The 16,982-nt window shown below is 69.2% G+C and carries 21 protein-coding genes and 1 pseudogene; 7 read left to right on the top strand and 15 right to left on the bottom strand.

Going from position 1 to position 16,982, the window contains the following annotated elements:
- Window positions 1-7 precede the first annotated feature (7 nt).
- Entirely contained in the window at window positions 8-688 is a 681-nt protein-coding gene (locus ACSMTC_RS11285) for a phosphonatase-like hydrolase (protein ID WP_436559527.1), read from the top strand.
- Between the two features lie 167 nt (window positions 689-855).
- On the opposite strand, the gene ACSMTC_RS11280 is transcribed toward ACSMTC_RS11285, so the two are convergent.
- Complete coding sequence (locus ACSMTC_RS11280; protein ID WP_436559526.1) at window positions 856-1,065, bottom strand: hypothetical protein; 210 nt, start codon at window positions 1,063-1,065, stop codon at window positions 856-858.
- Window positions 1,066-1,228: 163 nt separating this feature from the next.
- A complete protein-coding gene (locus ACSMTC_RS11275; RefSeq protein ID WP_436559525.1) occupies window positions 1,229-1,477 on the bottom strand; it encodes a hypothetical protein in 249 nt (82 codons plus the stop codon).
- A gap of 147 nt (window positions 1,478-1,624) precedes the next feature.
- Between ACSMTC_RS11275 and ACSMTC_RS11270 the strand changes: the two genes are divergently transcribed.
- Complete coding sequence (locus ACSMTC_RS11270) at window positions 1,625-2,692, top strand: Scr1 family TA system antitoxin-like transcriptional regulator (protein WP_436559524.1); 1,068 nt, start codon at window positions 1,625-1,627, stop codon at window positions 2,690-2,692.
- Window positions 2,693-2,712: 20 nt separating this feature from the next.
- On the opposite strand, the gene ACSMTC_RS11265 is transcribed toward ACSMTC_RS11270, so the two are convergent.
- From ACSMTC_RS11265 to ACSMTC_RS11250, 4 genes are all read right to left on the bottom strand, one after another.
- Window positions 2,713-3,603, bottom strand: coding sequence for a nitroreductase family protein (locus tag ACSMTC_RS11265; protein ID WP_436559523.1), 891 nt, complete (start codon window positions 3,601-3,603; stop codon window positions 2,713-2,715).
- A gap of 501 nt (window positions 3,604-4,104) precedes the next feature.
- Complete coding sequence (locus ACSMTC_RS11260; RefSeq protein ID WP_436559522.1) at window positions 4,105-5,334, bottom strand: alkaline phosphatase family protein; 1,230 nt, start codon at window positions 5,332-5,334, stop codon at window positions 4,105-4,107.
- Window positions 5,335-5,430: 96 nt separating this feature from the next.
- Window positions 5,431-5,862, bottom strand: a complete 432-nt coding sequence (locus ACSMTC_RS11255; RefSeq protein WP_436559521.1) for a DUF732 domain-containing protein — start codon at window positions 5,860-5,862, stop codon at window positions 5,431-5,433.
- Window positions 5,863-6,188: 326 nt separating this feature from the next.
- A complete protein-coding gene (locus tag ACSMTC_RS11250) occupies window positions 6,189-6,527 on the bottom strand; it encodes a hypothetical protein (RefSeq protein WP_436559520.1) in 339 nt (112 codons plus the stop codon).
- Between the two features lie 156 nt (window positions 6,528-6,683).
- Here ACSMTC_RS11250 and ACSMTC_RS11245 point away from each other — a divergent pair, with 156 nt between their 5' ends.
- Window positions 6,684-6,977 (top strand): GntR family transcriptional regulator, encoded by a 294-nt coding sequence (locus ACSMTC_RS11245; RefSeq protein ID WP_436559519.1) that lies wholly within the window; start codon window positions 6,684-6,686, stop codon window positions 6,975-6,977.
- Between the two features lie 106 nt (window positions 6,978-7,083).
- Here the strand turns inward: ACSMTC_RS11245 and ACSMTC_RS11240 are convergent, their stop codons facing one another.
- From ACSMTC_RS11240 to ACSMTC_RS11205, 8 genes are all read right to left on the bottom strand, one after another.
- A complete protein-coding gene (locus ACSMTC_RS11240) occupies window positions 7,084-7,932 on the bottom strand; it encodes an IS5 family transposase (RefSeq protein WP_436557617.1) in 849 nt (282 codons plus the stop codon).
- Between the two features lie 139 nt (window positions 7,933-8,071).
- Window positions 8,072-8,914 carry an IS5 family transposase gene (locus tag ACSMTC_RS11235; RefSeq protein ID WP_436559518.1) on the bottom strand — a complete coding sequence of 281 codons (843 nt, stop codon included), beginning with the start codon at window positions 8,912-8,914 and terminating at the stop codon, window positions 8,072-8,074.
- A gap of 103 nt (window positions 8,915-9,017) precedes the next feature.
- A complete protein-coding gene (gene tgmC / locus ACSMTC_RS11230) occupies window positions 9,018-10,160 on the bottom strand; it encodes an ATP-grasp peptide maturase system methyltransferase (RefSeq protein WP_436564654.1) in 1,143 nt (380 codons plus the stop codon).
- Window positions 10,157-11,119, bottom strand: a complete 963-nt coding sequence (gene tgmB / locus ACSMTC_RS11225; protein ID WP_436559517.1) for an ATP-grasp ribosomal peptide maturase — start codon at window positions 11,117-11,119, stop codon at window positions 10,157-10,159. The genes tgmC and tgmB overlap by 4 nt, the downstream gene beginning before the upstream one ends.
- Entirely contained in the window at window positions 11,119-11,355 is a 237-nt protein-coding gene (locus ACSMTC_RS11220; RefSeq protein WP_436564653.1) for a putative ATP-grasp-modified RiPP, read from the bottom strand. The genes tgmB and ACSMTC_RS11220 overlap by 1 nt, the downstream gene beginning before the upstream one ends.
- A 439-nt stretch (window positions 11,356-11,794) precedes the next feature.
- The gene (locus ACSMTC_RS11215) at window positions 11,795-11,950 is read right to left on the bottom strand and encodes a hypothetical protein (RefSeq protein ID WP_436559516.1); all 156 of its coding nucleotides are present in this window, start codon (window positions 11,948-11,950) and stop codon (window positions 11,795-11,797) included.
- A gap of 433 nt (window positions 11,951-12,383) precedes the next feature.
- Window positions 12,384-12,884 (bottom strand): NUDIX domain-containing protein, encoded by a 501-nt coding sequence (locus tag ACSMTC_RS11210; protein ID WP_436564652.1) that lies wholly within the window; start codon window positions 12,882-12,884, stop codon window positions 12,384-12,386.
- Window positions 12,885-12,889: 5 nt separating this feature from the next.
- Window positions 12,890-13,264, bottom strand: a complete 375-nt coding sequence (locus ACSMTC_RS11205; protein WP_436559515.1) for a hypothetical protein — start codon at window positions 13,262-13,264, stop codon at window positions 12,890-12,892.
- A gap of 32 nt (window positions 13,265-13,296) precedes the next feature.
- Between ACSMTC_RS11205 and ACSMTC_RS11200 the strand changes: the two genes are divergently transcribed.
- The 4 genes and pseudogenes from ACSMTC_RS11200 to ACSMTC_RS11185 all read left to right on the top strand — a co-directional run bounded on the left by ACSMTC_RS11200 (window position 13,297) and on the right by ACSMTC_RS11185 (window position 14,850).
- Window positions 13,297-13,557, top strand: a complete 261-nt coding sequence (locus tag ACSMTC_RS11200) for a hypothetical protein (RefSeq protein WP_436559514.1) — start codon at window positions 13,297-13,299, stop codon at window positions 13,555-13,557.
- Between the two features lie 265 nt (window positions 13,558-13,822).
- A pseudogene (locus tag ACSMTC_RS11195) lies at window positions 13,823-14,023 on the top strand (helix-turn-helix domain-containing protein); the annotation flags it as partial.
- 12 nt (window positions 14,024-14,035) lie between these two features.
- The gene (locus ACSMTC_RS11190; protein WP_436564651.1) at window positions 14,036-14,650 is read left to right on the top strand and encodes a DUF5753 domain-containing protein; all 615 of its coding nucleotides are present in this window, start codon (window positions 14,036-14,038) and stop codon (window positions 14,648-14,650) included.
- Window positions 14,647-14,850 carry a DUF397 domain-containing protein gene (locus tag ACSMTC_RS11185; RefSeq protein ID WP_436559513.1) on the top strand — a complete coding sequence of 68 codons (204 nt, stop codon included), beginning with the start codon at window positions 14,647-14,649 and terminating at the stop codon, window positions 14,848-14,850. Before ACSMTC_RS11190 ends, ACSMTC_RS11185 begins: the two co-directional genes overlap by 4 nt.
- A gap of 155 nt (window positions 14,851-15,005) precedes the next feature.
- On the opposite strand, the gene ACSMTC_RS11180 is transcribed toward ACSMTC_RS11185, so the two are convergent.
- On the bottom strand, window positions 15,006-16,976 hold the full coding sequence (locus ACSMTC_RS11180) for a phosphocholine-specific phospholipase C (protein WP_436559512.1): 1,971 nt from the start codon (window positions 16,974-16,976) through the stop codon (window positions 15,006-15,008).
- Window positions 16,977-16,982 lie beyond the last annotated feature (6 nt).

The raw sequence follows: 16,982 nt of genomic DNA, 5'->3' as shown, positions 1-16,982 counted from the left end.
CGTACACATGACTTTCGCTGACATCCGCCTGGTCGTCCTGGACATGGCCGGCACCACCGTGGCCGACGACGGCCTGGTCGAGCAGGCTTTCCTGGCCGCCGCCGACGAACTCGGCGTCGAGGCCGGCACCGAGCGCCACCAGCAGATGCTGGACTACGTCCGCGCCACCATGGGCGAGTCCAAGATCTCGGTGTTCCGCCACCTCTTCGGGGAGGAGGAGCTCGCCCAGCGCGCCAACGTCGCCTTCGAGACCGCCTACCACGACCTGATCGACGCCGGGCACTGCGCCGCGCTCCCCGGCGCCGCCGAGGCCATCGGCCAACTGCGGGCCGACGGCCGCGCGGTGGCGCTCACCACCGGCTTCTCCCGGGCCACCCAGGACCGCATCCTCGCCGCCCTCGGCTGGCAGGACATCGCCGACCTCACCCTCTGCCCCGCCGACGCCGGACGCGGCCGTCCGTACCCGGACATGCCGCTCACCGCGCTGCTGCGCACCCGCGTCGACTCGGTCCGGCAGCTCGCGGTGGTCGGGGACACCGGCTACGACATGCTCACCGGCGCACGGTCCGGCGCGAGCGTGGTGGCCGGCGTGCTGACCGGGGCCCACCGCGAGGAGCGCCTGCGCGCCGACGGTGCCACCCACGTCCTCGGCTCGATCGCGGAGCTGCCCGCGCTGCTGGCGGGCTGAGAGCGGCAGCCGTAGGTGTCCGGTCCGCTGTGCCCCGCGCACGGCGGGCCGGCGCACTGGCTTACGGGCGGACCGCCGCACCGTCGCACCGCCGCACCGCCGCACCGCCGCACCGTCGCTGCGTCGTACCGGAGTCCGCGTACGGCGTCCGCGTCCGGCCGAGGTGGTCAGCCGTTCTGCGGCCGCTCCCGCCAGGCCTTTCCGTCCATCGCCAGCCAGCCGCGCCCGAAGCACCACTGGCAGGTCTCCGGTACCGTGCCGCTCCCCGAGGTGGCGCCGCGCATGCCCATCCGCACCCGGTAGCGCACCCCGTCGGCGCAGTACGGGCACGTCACCTTGAACGTCACGGATCTGGTTCGATGCTGGCCTTCGCTCATGCGCCAAGTATTCCTGCGTACCGGTCCCGGCACACGAATCCGACCGCTACCAAGTAGGTGAGAAGTCTTTTCCCGTGTCTTCGCCGGCCGCACTTGTGATCGCGACGGTGAGATGACGGCGGCCAGGGGGGCCGAATTCCCGCTTCCGATGCAGCGTTACGGCTCAACGGCGGCTGTTGAGCCGGGCGTGGTCCATCAGCGTGTCCGCGATCGCCCGGGCGGTACGAGCGCTGCACCGGCCGAGGTTGACCTCGCCGACCGCCTCGGACACCTGGTGCGCGGAGACGGCCTCCAGTACGGCCAGCGGTGGAAGTCCGGTCATCCGCAGGGCCGTTCGCAGTGCGAGGGAGGCCTGCTCGTCCTCCGCGTGGCGCCGTTCTGGGAGTGATTCCTCGCTCTTGGTCTCGGTCAACGTCAGCTCCTGTGCTTGACAGCGTGACAAATCCGGGGAACCGGGAATTTCGGCTCTCGCGCCTGCACAATGAGTGTCGGCCTCGGCTCGCTCGGCAGCCAGGGGCCGGGTGATGACCTTTCCGAGGACTCATGACCGGGGGAACCAATGGCGCGCCGGAAGCCCGTGCAGGACCCGGCCGGCAGCGCGGCGGCGCTGTGGGGGCAGGAACTCGAGTACTGGAGGACCGCCGCGGGGCTGACGCAGAGGGAGCTGGCCCAGCGGGTGCACTGCGATCCGTCCTGGATATCGATCCTGGAGAGCGGCAGATCGGCCCCCTCGCAGCGCACCGCACAACTCTGCGACGAGGTGCTGATGAGCAGGGGAGTCCTGCTCCGCACCTACCGCTACATCGAGCGCGTCGGGGACGAGCACGCTCCGGACTGGTTCCGGCGCTACCTCGTCCTGGAGGCCGAGGCCGAGGAGATCTGGGACTGGCAGCCGTACCGTCTGCCGGGTCTGCTCCAGAGCGAGGACTACGCACGTGCGCTCATCGAGAACGGTGGCATGGCGCAGGACGCCGAGACCGTGGAGGAGTGGGTGCAGGCACGGTTGGCGCGTCAGGTCAGGCTCTCCCTTCCCGGGGGGTGCAACCTGGTCGAGGTCATCGACGAGTCCGCGATCCGACGGGTGGTCGGCAGCCCTTCGATCCAGGCCGGCGCGCTCGCCCACCTGTTGAGGGTCGGCACCCGTCCCAATGTGAGCATTCAGGTGCTGCCCATGGGAGTTGACACCAGTCGCACCGCTATCGCGTCACTTATGACCATCCTTCGCCTGCCCAACGGCCAGGAATGGCTCTACTCGGAAAGCCTCAGCAGGGGCCACTTCGTAAATGATCCATCCCAGGTCCGGAGGCGTCGTCAGCGATACCATCAAATCAGGGCGCACGCGCTTTCAGTGCCCGACTCCCGGCAGCTGATCCGCCGCACGATGGAAGAGTTGATCAACTTGGTCAAGCCGCTCGAATCCAGCTCCGCCTCCCCCTCCTGGTTCAAGTCCTCCTACTCCGACGGCGACGGCGGAAGCTGCATAGAGGTCTCCGCGGATCTGCTTTCGTCGTCCGTCGTCCCCGTGCGCGACTCCAAGGACCCGCAGGGGCCGCAGCTCCACTTCTCGACCGAGGCGTGGGCCAGCTTCGCCGCTGCCACGGCCCGGGGCGAGTTCGGCGAGGTCTGACGGGCCCGGGCCCCGCCAGGTCAGCCGGCCGTCAGGGTCTGGGCCACCGCCCGGCGCGGGGTGGCCGGTCCCGGCGGGCCGTAGCCGAGGCGGACGACCAGCTGGGCGTAGCCGGGGCCGGCGGCCGGGTCGCGCAGGGCCCAGCGGGTGTCGGGCCACTCCAGTGCCTGGTGCAGGACCGAGAGCCGGACGCCGTGGACGGTCGCCAGCAGCCAGACGTGCTCCAGTGCCTGGCCCGCCCGGAGCCAGTGCACGGGCAGGTCGCCGAGGGTGGCGATGGTGCACAGCTGCGGCAGCGCCTCGAAGCGCCGGGAGGGCACGGCGGGCCGGGGCGGATGGCCGGTGAAGCTGCGCATCGGGACGTGGGCGTCGTGGTCCTGCGGTCCCAGCGCGTACTGCGGGATGCCGTCGGAGGCGGAGGCGGAGGCGGAGGCGGAGGCGGAGGACGGTGCGGGTGCGGTGCCGCCGCCCGTGGGTACCGGCTCCGGTGCCTCCAGGCGCAGCCAGTCCCTGACCTCGGCCTGGCGGGCCGGATCGTCGGCGGTGCGCCGTTCGGCCTCGGCGGTCAGCGAGCCGGCCTGGCGGACGCCGTCCTCCTCCAGCACGGAGAGCACGGCCCCCTCGGCGCGGGCCGCCGCGATGAGCTCGCCGAGCACGGCCTCCGGCACGTCGCGGTTGCTGAACGGCTGGCGGCTGGAGTGCCGGCCGGCGACGGCCGGGTACAGATCGCGACCGGACGGGTTGGCGTGGTGGCCGAGAGCGAGGTCCAGGGCGCGCGGGGCGGTGGCGGCACGGGAGAGGTCGAGGACGGCGAGCAGGTCCCGGTCCCCGTCATCGGGCAGCAGCCGCACCATCGGCCGCCGGCCGAGGCGGCGGGCGGCGACCCGCAGGTTGAACAGGGCGGCACCCACCGAGATGGCGCCCGGGTGTCCGGGTCGGTGAGCGGCAGAACGCGCTCCCGGTCCGCGTACACCCGCAGCTCCCCGGTGCCGGGTGACCAGTGGAAGCGCCAGGGCTGGCTGTTGTGCAGCGAGGGTGCCGCGCCGCCGGCCGCAGCCAGCAGGTGCAGTTCCTCGGCCGTCAGGATCGGCTCGGTCATGATCCGCATCTCCTTGCCCGACCAGCGGCGGCCGCTGACGGCCGTCGGACTCACCGGTAACCCCACGGTAGGCCGGGTCCGCCGCCCGGGCCCCGGGCCGAAGGGCCCGTCGGGGAGGGACCAACGGACCGGACGCCCGGGGCGCGGCCACGGGTATCCGCGCCGTCATGGATTCCGATACTCCGCCGGGGAAGGCGAATCGACACATCGTCAGGACTCCCGGCCGGACGGCGCCGGTCAGGGTGTCCACCGCACGGCCGCGCCTGCCGGGGCCCGACCCGGTGGGGCGGGCCCGGCAGGCGGTCCGGCGGCCTCAGTGCAGGGTGCCCGCGTAGCGGCGGGTGAACCGGGTGCCGGTGGCGGCGGTCACGGTGACGTCGTAACGCCCCTTGTCCAGCGGCCAGTTGACGGTGGCGCTGGCGCCCGGCGCCACCCAGACGGTGCGGGCGGTGCCCGCGAAGTCGTTCGGGGTGGCGGTGAAGGAGACCTCGGCGCCGCCGTCGTTGCTCAACCGGAGGACGAGGCCGGAGGCGGTCAGGGTGGCCTTGATGGAGGGGACGGCGATGTCGTTCTGTCCGGCCCGTACCACGCTGCCCGCGAAGCGGCGGACGAAGCCGTCCGGCCCGTGCACGGTGAAGTCGTACCGGCCGTCGGTGGCCGAGGCGTCCCAGGTGTAGCCGGCGGTGGTGCCGGGGGCGACCGTGTACGGGGTGCCCGCGAAGGCGTACGCGATGTTGGGGTAGACGGTGTAGGGGAACGCCACCGTACCGGAGTTGGCGAGTGTGCAGGTCACCGCGCCGGTCGTGCGGTCCACCACCGCGTCGGCGGACGGCCGGTACGGCAGCCTGCGGTGCGGGCGGCTGCCCGGTTCCTGGACGGGCATAGCCTGGGCGCCGGGTGAGGGCAGGGCGACTGCCGGAAGCGAGGCCCCCGCGTCCGCTTTGGCCATCAGTGCGACGGTGTCCGGCAGCCCCGGTATCGAGAAGTCCGGCTTGGTGAAGTCGAAGCAGCTGGTCAGGTCGCCGCAGACGGCCCGGCGCCAGGCGGAGATGTTCGGCTCGTGCACGCCGGTCACCACCTCCAGGAAGCGCAGCACCGACGTGTGGTCGAACACCTGCGAGTTGACCCAGCCGCCGCGCGACCACGGCGAGACCACCCACAGCGGTACCCGGTTGCCGAGCCCGATCGCCCGCCCCTGGGTGTACTCCTCCGGCGTGCCCGGCTCGGGGACGGGCGGGACCATGTGGTCGAAGTAGCCGTCGTTCTCGTCGTACATCACCAGGAAGACGGTGTGCCGCCACACGTCCGGATTGGACATCAGCGACTGCAGCGCGGTGTCGACCCAGTGCGCGCCGTAGTCCGGGCTCGCGTTGGGGTGCTCGCAGAACAGGTACGGCGCCACCAGCCAGGAGACGGTGGGGAGGGTGCCGTCCTTGCAGTGCCGGTCGAAGGCGGTGAGGTCCCACTTGGTCATGGCGTTGAGGTAACGCGGGTCGTCCTTGGGGAAGTTGTGGAACTGCTTGAAATAGGAGAGCGCGTACATCCCTTGTGCGTAGTTTACGGGTTGGGGTGCCGCTTGTGGAGGGGGGAGCAGGACGCCCCGCCCGACATGGGTCGGACGGGGCGCTCAGTGGGTGCGTCAGGAACAGAACGCCCGCACCGCCTTGACGATCTCGTCGGCCTGGTCGTCCGTCACGGTCACCGAGCCGCCCGTGAACCGGATCCGAGTGTTCCTCTGGACCGTTGCGGGGTCCTTGCCCTCGCGAAGGTCTAGGCAGGTGTCTTGGGACCGAGAGATGGCGTGGTCGTCCTTCGCGATCAGGGCGGGGTCAATCTCGTTCAGAGACTTCAGCAGCAGCACGATCTGTGATGCGTTAAGTGACGGTATCCCCGATGGCGGTTTCGGGGTCTCGGTGCTCGCCTGTGCAGCCGGTTCGGCCGGGGCACTAGCCGAGGACTTCGGGGCCTCGGCGGTCGTCTTGTCGGGCTTGTCCTCGAACAGGCTCAATATGCCGCCGAGGGCAAGCACCCCACCACCGATGACCAGCCATTTTTTCTTGCCCATGCCCACCCCTTGATCATTTCTTGGTGATCGGTCATGGGTATCACAGGCCCGGGACATGCGAAAGCCCCGTCCGGGGTGGTCCGGACGGGGCGAGGGGTCTTACTTCGCGGGCTTGCTGAGGCGGTGCGGGGGTACTGCCCAGCAGTCCAGTGCGCGGTACCGGGCGACTCCGTCGGTCCACGGACGGCAGTCCCTCAGATTCCGGGGGGCGTAGCGAAGTTCGCAGCGGTCGCCTCCCAGGATCAGCCAGCCTTCCCGCTGGCACCGCAGCGGCCCGCGCGCATTGCCCTTGCGGGTGCCGTCCGACAGCTCTTTGACGTACGCGCGCGACATCACACCACCGCCCCGGCGAGGGTGTGTGCACCGGGGTAGGTGTAGCCCGGATCGGGCAGTCCGGCGCCTGCGGCGCGCAGAGCCTCACGTCGCGCGAACTGGCGCTGCATCTCGTCCAGCTCCGCGCGCCAGGCTTCGCGGTCGATGTACGGCCGGACCAGGGCGCAGGCGTTTTGGTGGTACGGGGCCTCTCCCTGGGCCCACGGGGCGCAGTACTGCCCAGCCAGCTCGATGCGGATTGGTCCAGGCGCGGGCCGGGTGGGGGCGCGGTGTGCCCCTCGGGCCGGCAGGACCCTGCGCAGGATCCGCAGAAGGGCGAGGGCGATAAGGTGGCGCATGTCTCCAGCTCCTTCAAGCTGTGGGCCATGCCCCGGGACGGTTGCCGCCGTCGCCGGGGTTTTTTGTGTGCTCGACGGTAGTAGCACTTGTCTAAGTTGTCCACACGTCTACTCGTCTAAGTAGCTCCGCTCAAATCGGCTATCTAGTCTTTGGGCATGTCCGAGAGTTCGACTCAGCGTCCGAGGCGAGTACCGCCGTACCGGCTTGCCGCCTCCGAGCTGGCTCACGAGATCAGGTCGGGTATGTACGACGACCGGCCGTTTCCGTCCGAGTCCGAGTTGACTGCCCGGTTCGACATGGCGCGGATGACCATTCGGCGGGCTCTGGAGGTCTTGCGGGACCAGGGGCTGATCGAGACCCGATGGGGCAAGGGGTCGCGCGTGGTCCCGCCTGAGGAGCGCGAGCACCAGGGCGACGAGACGACAGAGCCCCGCCCCGCCAGCGAGTAGCTAGCAAGACGGGGCCGAGGGGCGCAGGTTAGGCATGGATCGTCTGGATTGGATGCCTACGCCCTGAGCGAGCCTATCGGGGCCTTAGAGGGTGTTCGATACCGATTTAGGCTGCCGCAGGCGGTTTCGGACGGAGGTATTGCCCGGTTCTGTCCGGGCTGGCGGTCAGGCGGTCGGTCATGGAGTTCACCATGGCCCACTGGATCATCGAGCGTGACCGGTCCGGCAGTTCCTCGTAGTCACGGTGGAGCCGCCGGTACCGGGACATGATCCCGAAGGTCTGCTCCACGCGCCAGCGGATCGGCTGGACGACGAAGCCTTTCTGCTCCTTGTCCCGGGCCACGACCTCGACGTCGATGTCGAGTGCGGCGCCGTGCTTGACGACGGCGTTGTTGTAGCCGGCGTCCACCCACGCTTTGGTCACGGTGGGCCACTGGGCGGCGAGGGTGTCCAGGACCTGCTTGCCGCCGGCGGAGTCCTGGACGCCGGCGGCGGTGACGATCAAAACCAGGAGCAGGCCGAGGGTGTCGGTGGCTATGTGGCGCTTGCGGCCCTTGACCCGCTTGCCGCCGTCGTAGCCCTGGCTGTCGGCCGGGGCGTTCGGTGAGGCTTTCACGGACTGGGCGTCGATGATCGCGGCGCTGGGCAGGATGCGGCGGCCCTTCTTCGCCCGGAGCTGGTCACGGAGTGTGTCGTGGATCCGCTCGGTGGTGCCGTCTCGTTCCCATTCCTTGAAGTAGCCGTAGACGGTGGTGTGGGGTGGGAAGTCGTGCGGAAGGTAGCGCCATGCGATGCCGGTCCGCGCGACGTAGAGGATCGCGTTGACCACCTCGCGCAGCCCGGTCGTGGGCTCACGTCCTTCGGCGCGGGTGCGTCGCCACTCCAGCAGCATGGGCTCGATGAGCTCCCACTGATCGTCCTTCAGGTCCGAGGGATACCGGCGTCGTTCCGTCACAGTTGATCAATATCGCGGACACGGACCCGGCCGCCACGAGATCCTGGAACCGAGTCCGCGCCGCAAGAACCAAAGCCGGACAGTTGGGGGGAATCCCCTATCGAACACCCTCTTAGAGGCTGCGCAGATAGGCGGCTGGTCATGGGCGGCGTCGGGGGCGGGTGTCCCAGCGGTGGGTGGTCCAGGCTCGGCGGATCAGACTGCGGACGGTGATGACGGTGTCGGCGAGGTCGAAGAAGGCTTCGATGACGCTGGTGCGGCGCTCGTAGCAGCGGGCGAGGCGGTGGAAGGCGTTCTGCCAGGCGTGGGTGCGCTCGACATGCCATCGCCGGGTGGCCTGGACCGGCGCCTTGGTCCCCTTGCGCGCGATCTGACCGCACAGCTTCCGCTCGTCGAGCACGGCACGGGACTTGTCCGAGTCGTAGCCGGCGTCGAGGTGGACGGTGATCTCGTCGGGCAACGGCCCAAGTCCCTCCAGGAGATCGAGAGTTGGCGCCAGGAGCGGCGAGTCGTGGCGGTTGGCGCCGGCCAGGACGCGGCCGAGCGGGATGCCGTAGCCATCGGTCATCCCGGACCGTTTCATGCCCTGCTTGCCCCGGTCGACGGGTGAGCGTCCGGCCGCTTCGCCGCCGCCGGGGGCCTTGGTGATGGCGCCGTCCACGGCAATCTGGTCGAGGACGAGGCCGACGACGCGGTCATAGGCCTGGAGAGCGATCTGCTTCAGGCGGGCGAACAGGCCCAGGCCGATCCACTCGTCGCGGCGGCCTCGGATCGTGGCGGCCGAGCAGGTCGAGTCCGCTATCGCCTCGTAGGAGCAACCGGACCGCAGGACTTGGAGCAGCTTGTCGAAGACGATCCGGTCGCTGATCCGGCGTCGGTGGCAGCCCAGCGGGTGGGCTGGATCGAACTGTGGCCGCTGCGGCAGCAGGGCGGCGAATTGGTCCCAGAGCGGTTCGGTCAGCCAGAATGGCAGCACAGGCACAGGTCTCCCCAATGATCACAGAGCGTCGCAACTCCATGATCAAGGAACCTGTGCCTGTCTCGTCCGCCGACTGGTCCCACCAACCGCCTATCTGCGCAGCCTCTTAGATGGGCAGATTCCAGCCCGGTCCGTCCTCGGTCCCGATCCATACGCGCTGTCGGGCAGCCGAGACCGTGATGCCGAACCCTTCCTGGTGCGGCTCACCGGCCGCCTGCCAGACCTGCATCGCCTCCTCGACCCGGTCCCACAGGCGCAGCGGGCCCCGTTGGGTCACGGTCCATCCGCCGTCGGGGTCGGGGGCCGTGCGGGCCTGTGAGCCGGTGGCCACGTCGGAGAGGACCTGTTGCCCGCCGGCCCCCATCCGTTCCGCCGAGGGCGCTGCGAGTTGTGCGACCCAACCACCGGTCCAGGTGTCGAGTGTCGCGGGGTCGATCCGGCTCGGGCGTTCTTCCCCGGGCAGCAAGGCCAGCGTCGGACGGGGCGGCCGGTCGTGGGACCGGGCGATCATGAAACTCGTGTAGCCGGGCAGGAACCGGCCCGTAGCCTCCCCGGGGTCGGTCACATTGAGCAGCGCAAGGGCGTTCGCGTAGCTCCACCCCGACAGGGTGACCAGGATCTTTCCGCCCGGCTTCACCTGATACAGCCACGGGAGCGGGATGTAGCGGACCGAACATGTGGCAATGAGCCGGTCGTACTGCCCCCCGTCGGGGTCTCCGCGAAGTCCGTCGCCGATGATCAGGCGGGGCGCGTATCCGGCGGCCTTGATTGCCTCGGCAGCCGCCCCGCCTACCACCGGGTCATACTCGATGCTGGTGAGATTGGCATCCCCGAGGCAGTGCGCACCGTAAGCGGTCGAGAGGCCGGTTCCCGTGCCGATCTCGATCACCCTGTGTCCCGGTCGCGCGTCGAGCTGCTGCCACATCCTCAGGACCAGTGACGGCAGGGTGGACGACGACGAAGGGGAACCGGTCACGGTGCCCTCTGCCACATCGTCGGGCCTGGTATGTCCGTCGAGTTGGGTGATGAGTGTCTGGTCGGTATAGATCCCCTCCAGCCATCCGGACGCGCCCTCTCGCACGGGGCGGTAGCTGGTCGGGACGCTGCCCGCCACCGGTACGAAGTACGACCCCGCGAACAGTTCCCGGGGCACCGCCCTGGCGGCACCGATCCACGCCGGATCGGTGACCTTGTCGTCCTCGGTGAGTCCGTCCGCCATGGCGGCGCGGAGCTGAGCCGATGTACTCACGTGTCGGGTCCTTTCTCTAGCTGGTCGGCGATGGCGCGAGCGATTGCCGCAGTGGTCTCCGCCGGCTGCCACGCCCATTGGCCGTTCGGGTTGCACTCAAGGAAGTACCAGTCACCCGCGGCGGTCACGGCGAAGTCGAACGCGCCGTATGTCAAACGAAGTTCGGCGATGTAGGCGGCGACCGCACGCGCAACCGATTCGGGGATCTCGACCGGCGTGCAGGTCATCAAGTCCTGCCGGTGGCGCCAGTCAAGATCCGGACTGTCGATTCGGACACCGAACAGGCGGTCACCTACGGCGGTCACCCGCACGTCGAACGCCTTGTCCACCTTGGCTTGGAACATGTGAGGGCAGACCGACACAGCGTCAGTGATCTCGTGCCCGTGCACCTCACGAACCCAAACGCTATGTGGCTGGTCGTCCACCCGGTACGGCGTGTTCCACAGCGGCTTGTAGATCATCCCGCCGTGTTGGTAGGTCGCGAACTCCCGTGCTTTTTCGGGATCGTTGGTGATCACCGTGTCGGGCAGCAGGAACCCGCAGCGCCGAGCGGTCGAGAGCTGTGTCGGCTTGTACTCGGCAGCCCGGTTGTTCCATGGGTGGTTGACGTAGTGCGCGCCCGGCAGCGACGCGAGGATGCCCCCGGCGCCCCACAGGGCTTGTTCAGCGGCAAACCGGCGATCCTGGTCGCTCAACCCCGGTGGCCCCTCGTAGGGCGAGGGCCTGCGAACCCAGACGGACCGAATCCGGCTGGTGTCGATATCCCGACTTGCCGTGCGCAGGGTGCCCCGCTGATCGCCCGTGCTGTACGCGGCAGTCAACGAGGCACCCGTGTGCAGGTCGGCACCGGGGTCGAGACGGACGACGGGAACCCGGCGTTGGGCGAGCAACCGCAACACCACATCCGTGGTCACGTCGTAGGGGTTGGTCAACACCAGCACCGACCTACTGTCATTCATCAGCCGGAACTCTGGTCCTGGTCGTAGGACTCGTGACTGTCGGCATCGGTCGGCCCACCGGGACCGGCCCCGTCACCGGGGGTGGTGGTAGTGGGCGTGAGACCGCTGGTGCTGGTGCCGTGGCTTCCCATCTCGATCGTACGGCCGTTCTCGTCCACGATCACAGCGATCTGCGTTTCGGGGTCGATCACGGGCGTGTACTTCGGGACCGTGGTGGTAGCCGCGTACGGTCCCATTCGTTTCGTGCCCCACGGTGCGGGCGTCTGTTTCATCTGTTCTGCGCCTCCGTTTCCTTGGCGGTGCCGACAGTTCAACAGCTTGGCTAAGTAGCCAAGTTGTGCAATCCCACCCCGACTGACTCGACTTGTCCAGAACTGAGATGGTCGGAGTGGGAGCTGGTGCCCCGCCCCGGGCGGAATGGACCTCAACCAACCCCCGGGACGGGAGATCTGGGGCCCGCCCTGGTCGTCCGGTCTGACCGGTTGCCCGGCACCAGGGCGGGGGTCTGGTGCCCGCCCCGGACGGTGTGAATGAGCGATCCGGGGCGGGGGTCTTTGTGCCCGGCCCAACTCGGCATGCTTTTACCGGAATTGGGCCGGGGTGCTCAACAGGGCCGGCTGCATTCGCCCTGGAGCACATCCCGCCGTCGGGGTGCTCCGGCGGGAGTCGTTGGGCTCAGCCCTTGCGGTCCGCTTCAGCGGCCTTCGTGTTGGCCAGGTTGGCGCCCTGGATGGCCGTGTGCGCGGACTCGCCCTTGTCGTGGAGCATGTGCGCCCCCTCGGTGCTGGCCTTCGCGGCTCCGCGGTACTCGTCGCCGGAAGGCTGGGTCAACTTGACCTCAGGGATGGGCTGTTGCTCCGTTCCAAGTTGGGGTTGGAGTGCCCACCACCGCCCCGTTGTGATCACGGTTCCCCCGGGGGTGGGGCGCCCGCTGCGCCGGACGTGGCACAACCGGCGCAGCGGGAGTGTTGGTCCCGGCCCACCCTGTGCGGGGGTTGGGCCGGGGTGCTCCACGGAGCGGATGGGAGCGCTCCGGAGCGCCCGCCGACGGCAGGGGGAGCGTCGACGGGGGTCTGTGGGGGTTACTCGGTCGGCGGGTCCTCGCCCGTGCGCCACCGGCCCTGCTTCACGCCGGGGTGCTGCGGTGCGTCGTCGGACTTCCTGCTCTGCCATGCGATCCGCCGGGCACGGGCAACTTGACTCAGGATGTGCCCTGTTCGCCGGTGGCGACGGCCGATAGCGCGCCTCGCACGACTGCTCATCGTCAGTTGACCGGCTCGCCCATCACGAGGAGCGGGATGCCCTGCCCGTCGTATCGGGCGTGCCACGCCTGCGAGATGCGCTGTCGGGTGTGCGGGGACGTGTGCTTGTGCAGCTCTGCCATGGGCACGAACTTGTGGCCGCGAAGGTGGGTCCCCTCAGAGTGCTTGATCCGCTCGATCTGGCGGGGCGTAAGAACGCCGCACGAGAAGACGATGTTGATTCCCTCGGGGTACTCGCCCGCCGGAACGTAGTCCACGGCGACGATCTGCCACAGGTCGAGCACGAGCCCGGTTTCGAGCACGAAGTGTCGGGCGGCGGCCTCGTTGGGCGCCTCGCCGGGTTCGGCGCTCCCCCCGGGCAGGATCAGGCTGTCCTTGTAATCGGGGTCGACCATGAGGACTTCGCCCGCGTCGTTGAAGGCGATCACCAGACAGCCGATTCGGCGCGGGGGCGGGTTGACCATGAGGGGGTTGGGGTGGGTCGGTGCTTCGGGCTTGGTCATCTCGCTCAACTTCGTTCTTCTCCTTCGCCGTTGGCCGGTCGCCCCCCGGGTCGGCGGTTGGGCTTCATGGGTGCGACTCCCGCACACCGGATCGCCCACGTCGTGTTCCTGCCCGTGGACTTGCTGACGGACCGGAGGAGGATGATCGTCGCGCGGATGACGCCGGTCACCGGGTCGGTGGCCCGTCTGATGCCGATCAGCTTTCCGACGCGCCGCTGATGGTCAGTCACGAGCTTGCCGATCATCAGCGTGCCGAGAGACTCGACGCACCCGCCCTGTCTCCGCTGGGGACACTGGCAGCCTCCCGCGCCGAATACGAACTCCTCGTCGTCGGCGGTGAACAGGGAGTCCCGCTCAACCAACTTGGCGGGGTCGGTCACCGCGCATCCCCCGTTCCGGCGTGGCGGATGCGGTGGACGACACGCTGAGCGGCCATGGCGACGCGCAGCTGCTCCGTGGTGTCGGCCGGGCGGATCTCTTCGCGACTGACCCGGCAAACGGGTCCACCGACCAGGGCGACGACGTACTGACCATCAAGCCCACTGCCGATCACCGCCCCGGGGGTCTGGGATGCGCGCTCAACTACCGCGCCACCCCGGCCGATCCGGTAGGTATCGAGGGCGCTGGTCGTGCTCACGATGCGGTCCCGAGCGGTTCGATCTCGCTCGGGTAGGTCTCCCACTCCTGCCCGCCACCCCGGGGACGAAGGAAGACCTTACCCTCCTCGGTCCCCATGTAGACGCCCTGTACGCCCCCGTGCGCCAAGTCCTCAACAATCTCGCCGACTTGGGGTTGGTATAGCGCCTGCGGGACCCTTCTACGCGTCGCCACCGCCGCTCCTCTCTGTAGCGATCCCACTACCGGGGCGACTCACTGTCCCGTACAGTCCAAGTGTCTTCAACCTGTCAGATGTGCTCGGAGAGTAAGGACACTGGCCCATGAACAAGGTTGAGCTAGACCCCGATGCCTCCCCTGAGGCCGAGTTTGGAGTGTTTCTCCGCAGCTCACGAGAGGAACGGGGATGGCGGCAGGAAGACTTGGCAAGTGCCATTGGCTACTCCCCCACGCACGTGTCAGCCGTGGAAACTGGTCGACGCTCCCCAACGCCGCGCCTAACTCGCCAACTTGACAAAGCATTTGGGTTGGACCGCGTGTTCACCCGCAAGGCGCTTGATCTCAAGTCCTCAGCGCTTCTCGAAGGCTTCCCGGAGTACGTGGAACGGGAGTCGAAGGCCGTAGAGGTGCGCCTGTTCACGCTTGGCATTGTGCCGGGAGCGCTGCAAACCCTGGCCTACGCGCGGGCCATCGCGGCGGGCGCGGTACGTCGAGGAAGCATCGCGCAGGAACAGGCCGATGAACGGGTGGCCTACCTCGCACGTCGGCAGGCCAGCCTGCGCCGGGAACCCCCGCCGCTAATTCATGCCGTGCTGGATGAGAGCTGCGTCCGTCGACCGGTCGGCGGACCAACGGTGATGGCCGAACAGCTGGGCGCATTGATCGCCTTCGCCGACCTGCCTCACACGGTGCTGCAAATCGCCCCGCTCGCGATAGGCGAGGACCGAGCGTTCGACCTTCCGGTGTACATCCTCACGTTTGAGGATCGCTCGCTGATGTCCTACGCCGAAAGCGCGCAGCAGGGGAACTTGGAGCGTGACAGCGGCGCGGTACTGCCCGCGCTCACGGCCTACTATCAGCTACAGGCCCACGCGCTCTCACAGGCGGACTCTGTGGCCCTGATCAGGCAGCTAAGGGAGGAACTACCGTGACCGCCGAACCTCACTGGTTCAAGTCTTCATACAGCAGCAACGGCGGGGAGTGCGTCGAGGTCGCGGGGAACCTGGTCGCCTCCAACACCGTCCCCGTCCGCGACTCCAAGGACCCCGAGGGCCCGGCCCTGACCTTCTCCACCGAGGCCTTCGCGGCCTTCGTGGCGGGCGTGAAGAGCGGTGACTTCGGCACCGTCTGACCTCGGCCCCTCATCGAGACCCCACCGGCTGGGGAAGGCGAATCGACACATCGTCAGGACTCCCGGCCGGACGGCGCCGGTCAGGATGTCCACCGCACGGCCGCGCCTGCCGGTCCCGACCCGGTGGGGCGGGCCCGGCAGGCGGTCCGGCGGCCTCAGTGCAGGGTGCCCGCGTAGCGGCGGGTGAACCGGGTGCCGGTGGCGGCGGTCACGGTGACGTCGTAACGCCCCTTGTCCAGCGGCCAGTTGACGGTGGCGCTGGCGCCCGGCGCCACCCAGACGGTGCGGGCGGTGCCCGCGAAGTCGTTCGGGGCGGCGGTGAAGGAGACCTCGGCGCCGCCGTCGTTGCTCAACCGGAGGACGAGGCCGGAGGCGGTCAGGGTGGCCTTGATGGAGGGGACGGCGATGTCGTTCTGTCCGGCCCGTACCACGCTGCCCGCGAAGCGGCGGACGAAGCCGTCCGGCCCGTGCACGGTGAAGTCGTACCGGCCGTCGGTGGCCGAGGCGTCCCAGGTGTAGCCGGCGGTGGTGCCGGGGGCGACCGTGTACGGGGTGCCCGCGAAGGCGTACGCGATGTTGGGGTAGACGGTGTAGGGGAACGCCACCGTACCGGAGTTGGCGAGTGTGCAGGTCACCGCGCCGGTCGTGCGGTCCACCACCGCGTCGGCGGACGGCCGGTACGGCAGCCTGCGGTGCGGGCGGCTGCCCGGTTCCTGGACGGGCATAGCCTGGGCGCCGGGTGAGGGCAGGGCGACTGCCGGAAGCGAGGCCCCCGCGTCCGCTTTGGCCATCAGTGCGACGGTGTCCGGCAGCCCCGGTATCGAGAAGTCCGGCTTGGTGAAGTCGAAGCAGCTGGTCAGGTCGCCGCAGACGGCCCGGCGCCAGGCGGAGATGTTCGGCTCGTGCACGCCGGTCACCACCTCCAGGAAGCGCAGCACCGACGTGTGGTCGAACACCTGCGAGTTGACCCAGCCGCCGCGCGACCACGGCGAGACCACCCACAGCGGTACCCGGTTGCCGAGCCCGATCGCCCGCCCCTGGGTGTACTCCTCCGGCGTGCCCGGCTCGGGGACGGGCGGGACCATGTGGTCGAAGTAGCCGTCGTTCTCGTCGTACATCACCAGGAAGACGGTGTGCCGCCACACGTCCGGATTGGACATCAGCGACTGCAGCGCGGTGTCGACCCAGTGCGCGCCGTAGTCCGGGCTCGCGTTGGGGTGCTCGCAGAACAGGTACGGCGCCACCAGCCAGGAGACGGTGGGGAGGGTGCCGTCCTTGCAGTGCCGGTCGAAGGCGGTGAGGTCCCACTTGGTCATGGCGTTGAGGTAACGCGGGTCGTCCTTGGGGAAGTTGTGGAACTGCTTGAAATAGGAGAGCGCGTTGTCGTCGTAGTCGCCGGTCCGCTCGTCCTCGCTCGGGTTGTGGTAGACGCGCCAGCTCACCTTGGCCGACTCCAACCGCTCGGCGTAGGTCGTCCAGTCCGCGACGGGGTTGTTGGTGACCGGGGTGTTGTCGATCCACGGTCCGGTGGTGCCGTCGCGGCCCGGGCCCGAGGTACCCGTCCACAGGTAGAGCCGGTTGGGGTCGGTCGGGCCGGCGAGCGAGCAGAAGTACGCGTCGCAGAGCGTGAACGCGTCCGCCAGGGCGTACTGGTAGGGGATGTCGGCGCGGGTGAAGTAGCCCATGGTGCGCTCGCCCTTGGCAGCGACCCATTTGTTCATCGCGCCGTTGTTGATCGCCTGGTGACCGGTGGCCCAGTCGTGCGCGAGACCGCCGGCGTTCTGCGCGTTGTACCTGGTGGTGTCCATCCGGTACGGCAGCATCACGCCGCCGTCGGCGCGCCCGGCGTCGGGCTGGCGGAACACGTTGCCGCCGTCGGGGAACTGGAGGGCCTGCCTGTCGCCGAAGCCCCGGACTCCGCCGAGGGTGCCGAAGTAGTGGTCGAAGCTGCGGTTCTCCTGCATCAGGATCACCACGTGCCTCACGTCCCTGACGGTGCCGGAGTGTCGCTTGGCGGCGGCCTCGGCGGCCGGCTCGGCGGAGGCGTTGGACGGGAGGCCGACCACCGCGGCCGCGCCTGCGGCCGCGGTGGCGCCGACGAAACCGCGGCGGCTGAACTTGGACATGGACTG

Source organism: Kitasatospora sp. HPM-01-4, assembly GCF_051374625.1.
Classification (GTDB): Bacteria; Actinomycetota; Actinomycetes; order Streptomycetales; family Streptomycetaceae; genus Kitasatospora.
Note: the sequence above shows the minus strand (reverse complement) of the source record. Positions and strands in the feature narration are given on the sequence as shown.